General features: G+C 63.6%; 5 protein-coding genes and 1 pseudogene. 2 read left to right on the top strand and 4 right to left on the bottom strand.

Features of this window, described 5'->3' with window-relative positions:
• Window positions 1-87: 87 nt before the first annotated feature.
• Complete coding sequence (locus EOC06_RS32965; protein ID WP_023808673.1) at window positions 88-1,242, bottom strand: PA0069 family radical SAM protein; 1,155 nt, start codon at window positions 1,240-1,242, stop codon at window positions 88-90.
• Between the two features lie 150 nt (window positions 1,243-1,392).
• Between EOC06_RS32965 and EOC06_RS32960 the strand changes: the two genes are divergently transcribed.
• Together EOC06_RS32960 and EOC06_RS32955 are read left to right on the top strand one after the other, a co-directional pair.
• Window positions 1,393-1,917 carry a glycosyltransferase gene (locus EOC06_RS32960; RefSeq protein ID WP_128309760.1) on the top strand — a complete coding sequence of 175 codons (525 nt, stop codon included), beginning with the start codon at window positions 1,393-1,395 and terminating at the stop codon, window positions 1,915-1,917.
• 143 nt (window positions 1,918-2,060) lie between these two features.
• On the top strand, window positions 2,061-3,035 hold the full coding sequence (locus EOC06_RS32955; protein ID WP_128309759.1) for a hypothetical protein: 975 nt from the start codon (window positions 2,061-2,063) through the stop codon (window positions 3,033-3,035).
• A 7-nt stretch (window positions 3,036-3,042) separates the two neighbouring features.
• Here the strand turns inward: EOC06_RS32955 and EOC06_RS32950 are convergent, their stop codons facing one another.
• From EOC06_RS32950 to EOC06_RS32940, 3 genes and pseudogenes are all read right to left on the bottom strand, one after another.
• A complete protein-coding gene (locus EOC06_RS32950) occupies window positions 3,043-3,462 on the bottom strand; it encodes a GFA family protein (protein WP_128309758.1) in 420 nt (139 codons plus the stop codon).
• A 141-nt stretch (window positions 3,463-3,603) separates the two neighbouring features.
• The gene (moaB, locus tag EOC06_RS32945; protein ID WP_128309757.1) at window positions 3,604-4,158 is read right to left on the bottom strand and encodes a molybdenum cofactor biosynthesis protein B; all 555 of its coding nucleotides are present in this window, start codon (window positions 4,156-4,158) and stop codon (window positions 3,604-3,606) included.
• A pseudogene (locus EOC06_RS32940) lies at window positions 4,145-4,681 on the bottom strand (4-(cytidine 5'-diphospho)-2-C-methyl-D-erythritol kinase); the annotation flags it as partial. The gene moaB and the pseudogene EOC06_RS32940, both read right to left, overlap by 14 nt.

Here is a 4,681-nt window from a genome sequence, read left to right as displayed (position 1 = left end):
GACCGGGAGGGCACCGTCTGCAGGCCGGGGCAGGCCGGACGGGATTCTGGTGCCGCGACGGATCAAACCACCGCGATGAATTGTCTCTCAAAGCAGCGTCAGCTGCACCTGGTCTTTCCCGGCGGCAACGAACTGGTCGGTCCGCAGCGTGCGCCGTTCGGCATTGAGGCCGAGCCGCTTGGCTGTGATCTCGAAGCGCCGGCCGATCTGCCAGGCATAGGGACCGGCGCCCTTCATGCGTTTGCCCCATTCCGAATCGTAGTCCTTGCCGTCACGCATCGACCGGACCAGCGACATCACATGGCGGTAGCGGTCGGGATAATGACGCAGCAGCCAATCCTTGAAGATCGGGCTGACCTCCAATGGCAGGCGCAGGATCACGTAGCCGGCTTCGCGCGCACCGGCGGCGCGTGCCGAATCGAGGATGCGTTCCATCTCCGGATCGGTCAGGCCCGGAATGATCGGCGCCACCATGACCGACGCCGGAATGCCGGCATCCGAAAGCTGCCGGATCGCTTCCAGCCGCTTGGTCGGTGTCGACGCGCGCGGCTCCATGGTGCGCGCCAGCATGCGGTCGAGCGTCGTCACCGACAGCGCTACCTTGGCGAGCCCGCGTTCGGCCATGCGCGACAGGATATCGATGTCGCGCGTCACCAGAGCGGACTTTGTCACGATGCCGACCGGATGGCCGCGCGCTTCCAGCACTTCGAGGATTTCGCGCATGATCCGGTATTGCTTCTCGATCGGCTGGTAGGGGTCCGTGTTAGTGCCGATGGCGATGGTGCGCGGCTGATAGCTGTCCTTCGAAAGCTCCTTGTCGAGCAAGCGCGCCGCATCAGGCTTGGCGAACAGCTTTGATTCGAAATCCAGACCCGGCGACAGGCCCATGAACGCGTGCGTCGGGCGGGCAAAGCAATAGACGCAGCCATGCTCGCAGCCGCGATAGGGGTTGATGGAACGGTCGAAGGAAATGTCGGGCGATTCGTTGCGGGTGATGATGGTGCGCGGCTTCTCTACCTGCACTTCGGTCTTGAAAGGCGGCAGTTCTTCCAGCGAATTCCAGCCATCGTCGAACACGTGCCGGCTGACCGGCTCGAACCGGCCGGACGGATTGATGCCAGCCGACCTGCCGCGGTTGCGGTCCGGGCGGACACGCATGCCGCTCTGCTCGACCATCGCGTTGGCCATCTCGGCTCTTCCTGCTCCGAAAGCTGCAATGTCGGCGCGCACGATCTGTTCCATTTTCGCCCGCTCCCAAGGACTGTCCGTGTTGTGTCGAATCGCTCTGTTCATGAAATTATTCCTATTTCGTTGAAGAGAACAAAGCAAGAACTTTCTATGGTGCGATGCAAAAACTGGCGCTGTCCTGCGCTTTCCGCTATTCGGCTAAGGATGCTCAGTGTTCTCATCGAAACCCGCAATGACGAGGAGGGCCTCGCTCGCACGCTCGCCTCGCTGATCGGCGGAGCGGTCGAGGGCGTGGTGCGTGAAGTCATCGTCTGCGACACAGGCTCCACCGACCAGACACATCGTGTGGCCGAGCATGCCGGCTGTCAGTACGTGACGGACGGTGTCGCTGCCGGAATCCGGCAGGCAAAAGGAGACTGGCTACTGTTGGTGGAGCCCGGCGCGCGGCTGATGGAGGGCTGGATCGATGAGGTTGTTGCCCATACGGCCAGGCAAACCATGGCGGCACGGTTTTCGCGCACGCGAGCCAGCCGCACGCCGTTCCTCGCCCGGGTCTTTTCGGGAAACCGCGCCTTGGCCGACGGATTGCTGATCAGCAAGCGTCAGGCGGCGGCCGCGGCCAAGAGTGCCGGCAGCGCCGAGGCCATCGCCTGCGGCCTCGCTACGAAGCGGCTCGACGCCGAGATCTGGATGGCGCCGGCCAAGCAGGAACGCCGCTCCTCGACATGATTTTTTGCAGCTGCTCAGGTCATTGTGCATTGCACAAAATCTGACGCGGGGTTAGCTTCCGTTCAAGCGGGAATTGGGTTTGGGACATGCCGAGTGGCGAGCACCGATGCGGCATCGGTGGTGCTCTCATAGCCGAGGACTCAATGAAGCTTTCAACCCCCGACACATCCGGCGCGCCCAGTCTCGAGGCCATTGCGCGCAACGGCAGCCTGCTGCGGCGCATCGCCGTGCGTATTCCAACCTATCTGACGGACCTGCGTGAGAACCCTGCCTGGCTGCCGATGTTCGTGCTGGCGCGCACCATGCCCGGACGCCGCATGCATTGGCTCGGCGCAAAGCGCGCCCGACCGGTCGCCAATGCCGGGGATACGATGTTTGCCGGTGTCGAACGGGGAGCGGTCGTCGATGCGCTGCGCTCCGACGGGCTGTTCTCAGGCCTGGTCCTGCCGCCTGATATCCATGAAGAGGTCGCCGACTTCGCCGGGCGCACGCCTTGCTTCGGCAATTTCGACCGCCGTCTCGAATTCATGCCGGGGGAACATGCCGAGGCCGAGAAACGCCTTGGCCGCTCGCTGCTCAGCGGGCATTTTTTCGAGCGCATCCTCGACTGCCCGGCGGCGCTTGCCATCCAGCGCGATCCGCTGCTTCTGGATATTGCCGCGCACTATCTCGGCGGCCAGGCAAAACTGATCACGACGCGCGTCTGGTGGAGTTTTCCAACCGGTGCGGCTTCGGACGCCGACAAGAACCTCGCCTCGCTCGGCAAGTATCATTTCGACCTCGATGATTGGCGCATGCTGAAATTCTTCTTCTACCTCAAGCCGGTCGACGCCGACACCGGTCCGCATGTCTATGTCAGGGGCAGCCACAAGCGCCGCAGCCTCAAGCATCAGCTCACGCTTCTGGTCGGTCATCCCGCGCAACAGGTGCTAGATGTCTATGGCGAGCAGAGCCCGGTGACGCTGACCGGCGAGGCCGGTCTCGGTTTCGTCGAGGACCCCTTTGGCTTCCATATGGGCACCGTGCCGGCACGCACGCCGCGACTGATGATGGAAGTCGGCTTCGGCGTGTCGCCGCCGTCGCGCCGACGGTTTCATGGCGAGCCGGTCATCCGCTGAGAGCTGTCTATCCGAGGCTCATCTCGACAGGCATCCAGTGTGTGCGGCGCCTGTCTTGGCGCTGCGCCCTGCTTTCGGCATCGAAGTCGACACGGACCGGTTCCCGATTGAACCGCTCCCTGTCGTCCAGGGCGTTGATGATGACGATCGCCCTGGCGTCATCTCTGGCGATTGCGGCGACGTAGACACCGCACCGCCGGCAGATCAGATAGTCGGCCGTCCTCAGCCCGAACTGATATCTCCGCAATTGCGTCTCGTCCTTGACCGAGATGACCAGTCTGCCATTCGGATCGGCAACGGCGCGCGAACCATGTCTGACACAGAACGAGCATTGGCAAGCGCGAACTTCGGTTTGCGGTGGCTCGAGCTCGGTTGAAAATTCAAGGCGTATGTTGCCGCAATGGCATCCACCGGTGTGCACGGTCATCGTAGCTGCCTTGTCGTGAACGGCGATGATCGCCTTCAGACAAGGTACTTTTCCAAGGTCCGGTTTGGAATGGGGTTTCAAAGGCGCCGGTGCTGTTTTGCCTGGCGAACGCGGCGTGGAACCGGCGCTTTGCCTCGGCTTTTACGGAGCCGATTTGCCGCGCCGCAAATGCTCGTCCAGGCGCGGCATGATCTCGACGAAGTTGCATGGCGTGTGCCGGTAGTCGAGCTGCGCTTTCAGGATGCCGTCCCACGCGTCCTTGCAGGCGCCTGGCGAACCCGGCAGCACGAAGACGAAGGTGGCGTTGACGAGGCCGCCGGTCGCCCGGCTCTGGATCGTCGAGGTGCCGATCTTGTCGTAGGAAATCCGGTGGAACACTTCCGAAAAGCCATCCATGCGCTTTTCGAAGATCGGCTCCAGCGCGTCCGGCGTCACGTCACGGCCTGTGAAGCCGGTGCCGCCGGTGGTGATGACGACATCGATATTCTTGTCCTGTGACCACGCCAGAACCGTGTCGCGGATTTTCTCGCGGTCGTCGGTGACGATATCGCGGGCCGCCAGCAGATGGCCGGCCTCGGCGATGCGGTCGGCCAGCGTCTGGCCGGATTTGTCGTCGGCGAGGCTGCGCGTGTCCGAAACGGTCAGCACCGCGATGCGCACGGGAATGAAGGAGCGGCTCTCGTCAATTCTGGCCATCTGCGCCCTCCGATGCGATGCTGCGCGTCGCCGCGACGAACCAGTCGGGCTGGCGGCCGCGGATCTCGGCAGCGGCACGCTTGGCGACATTGCCGGTCTCGAACAGGCCGAAGCAGGTGGCGCCGGACCCGGACATCCGTGAAAAACCCGATCCGGCCTTGTTCAGCCAGGAAAGCGCCCTGCCGATGGCGGGCTGCATCGCCAGCGCGGCGGGCTCGAGATCGTTGCGGGTGATCTCCAGCCAGTTGCGCAGGCTGTGGAAATCGATGCTGCGCGGCAGCGGCGGCAAGGCTTCGTTGTCACGACGCGAAAGCGCTGCGAAGACCTCGGCCGTCGAGACCGGCATGCCTGGATTGACCAGCACCAGCCCAAGCGCCGAGAAATCCGGCACCATCGACAGCTCGTCACCGATGCCGCGTGCGACCAGAGGTCTGGCCGCCAGGCACATCGGCACATCGGCGCCGAGCGAGAGGCCGATCCGCGCCAGCTCTGCGCCATCGATATCCAGGCCCCATGTCTCCAC

Origin of the sequence: Mesorhizobium sp. M7A.F.Ca.MR.362.00.0.0, assembly GCF_004023175.1 — a bacterium.
In the GTDB taxonomy this organism is placed as follows: Bacteria; Pseudomonadota; Alphaproteobacteria; order Rhizobiales; family Rhizobiaceae; genus Mesorhizobium.
The sequence above is the reverse complement of the archived record's forward strand: the minus strand, read 5'-3'. Positions and strand labels throughout refer to the sequence as shown.

Bases quoted from the DNA above. Each gene is read 5' to 3' on its own strand.
- EOC06_RS32965 (WP_023808673.1), bottom strand. From the start codon at position 1,242: ATGGAACAGATCGTGCGCGCCGACATTGCAGCTTTCGGAGCAGGAAGA.
- EOC06_RS32960 (WP_128309760.1), top strand. From the start codon at position 1,393: ATGCTCAGTGTTCTCATCGAAACCCGCAATGACGAGGAGGGCCTCGCT.
- EOC06_RS32955 (WP_128309759.1), top strand. From the start codon at position 2,061: ATGAAGCTTTCAACCCCCGACACATCCGGCGCGCCCAGTCTCGAGGCC.
- EOC06_RS32950 (WP_128309758.1), bottom strand. From the start codon at position 3,462: ATGACCGTGCACACCGGTGGATGCCATTGCGGCAACATACGCCTTGAA.
- moaB (WP_128309757.1), bottom strand. From the start codon at position 4,158: ATGGCCAGAATTGACGAGAGCCGCTCCTTCATTCCCGTGCGCATCGCG.